This window comes from Psychrobacter sp. T6-1 (assembly GCF_052258445.1).
Window position 1 is genome coordinate 1 of record NZ_JBQQFC010000398.1, and the last position, 1,791, is coordinate 1,791.

Consider the following 1,791-nt stretch of genomic DNA (forward strand, 5'->3'; position numbering starts at 1 on the left):
ACATAAGCTGAGCGCGCTGAGGTAAAAAAGCGCACCGTTGAATCTAGGTTGTCCTCAGCGCCTTCATTGACATAGATGAGCTGCGCTGTGATACCGCGCTTAAACTCTTTGCCCACTGACTTGATAAACCCTTCAAGCGCGCGCTGCGCTAGTGCCGTTTCGATATCGTCGATAGACTCAGGCGGACGACCAACAATAATCACGCGACCTGACTTCTCGACCCGGCGAGCAACAGTATGAAAGAACTCATAAACCGCTTTGAGACCTTCAGCGTCGCTTATGTTGCTAGCATCAAATAACAAGATTTTGAATTTATCTTCGCTGCCAGTGTTACCCTTCGCCTCAACGCCTGCATCAGCTAAAGCGTCTTTGATATCGTCGCTGCTATTAACGAATACTTCAGCATGCAGCTCAGATAAGATACGTGCGATTGATACACTGACGCGGCTATCATCACCTGCCGCACGGCCTACGAGTACGCTACCTCGTACTAGGCGCTGACCACTCTCAAAACGATCAAGAGTGACAGGCTGCGGTAAGCCTAAATTTTTTGCAACTTTTTTGCCTAATGAGGATTGAACAAAATCACCGTAACGGTCCGACATAGTATGCTCCTATTAATAAATGTAAAATAATGAATTAAATAATTTTAGATGGCCTATTATAGACTGATAACCTGCCTAGTTATATAGACACTACAGTTACTTTCTACTGCTTTAAAAGCGGTAAGCTTATGTTAAAATGAACACAACAAATTATAGCTAACTGATTTAGATATAACAATATGTTATCAAAGTTACCTATCGATAGCGGTTATAGCTGCTGTTTACGTCCATATTTTAGATAATATGGACAAGGTACGAGTATATAAAGATGACCTATGAGATATAAACTCTCCAGTTTGCTAAAGACCTACACGCCATACTCAAAAAATCATTATCATAAGCAACAAAATCATTGCACTTGACTTTTAAGTGCTCTTTTATTTTTAATTCACTAGTATAAGGACACCATTATGAGCGACAAAAAAGACAGCCCTATCGTTGAAAGCACTGTCGTAAAAGGCAATGCTGCAACTGACAAAAAAGCGACTGATACAAAAGACACAGCTAAAGCAAGTGATTCAAAATTTAATTCTATCGCTGATCTTAAGCAAGCGACAGATATTGTCGATAGCGATGGCAAACCTGTAGACACTCAGGCCCAAAGCGCTGACGCTGACAAAAAAGCGAAAATTAAAGCGGATATTGCAAGCGAAAAAGCGGCAACTGAAGAAAGCGAATCAAACGCAGCTCCAGCTAAGCCGGCTGCAAAAGATGAAGCTAAGACTAAGTCTGATAGCAAAGCAGACACAAAGCCTGCGACTAAGTCAAAAGCGGAAGCTAAACCAAAAGCGGAAGCTAAGCCTGCAGCAACTGACAAAAAAGACAGTAAAGACGATAAAGCTGCTGACACTAAAGCCAGCAAAAAGTCTAGCGCCAAGCCTAAGAAAAAATCTAGCGCTAAACTCAGCACAAACCAGCAACGCGTTGCCGTTATCGGCGGTAATCGTATCCCATTTGCGCGCTCAAATGGCACCTACGCCGATGCTAGCAATACGGACATGCTAACCGCAGCCTTAAATGGTTTGATTGAGCGCTTTGACTTACAAGACGAAGTGCTCGGTGAGGTGGTTGCAGGCGCAGTCATGAAACTTAGCCGCGACATTAACTTAACGCGCGAATCTGTCCTTAACACAGCGCTTGATCCGCACACACCATCATATGATATCTCGCAAGCTTGTGGTACTGG

Annotated in this window: 1 protein-coding gene and 1 pseudogene; one reads left to right on the forward strand and one right to left on the reverse strand. The window is 43.3% G+C overall.

The features are described from left to right. Positions 1-605: pseudogene (locus tag ACTXGO_RS13195) on the reverse strand (3-oxoacyl-ACP reductase); the annotation flags it as partial. Positions 606-1,015: 410 nt separating this feature from the next. On the opposite strand from ACTXGO_RS13195, the gene ACTXGO_RS13200 reads away from it, so the two are divergent. Next, positions 1,016-1,791, forward strand: a 776-nt coding sequence (locus ACTXGO_RS13200) for a thiolase family protein (protein WP_459112929.1), incomplete at its 3' end; no start/stop codon positions are given.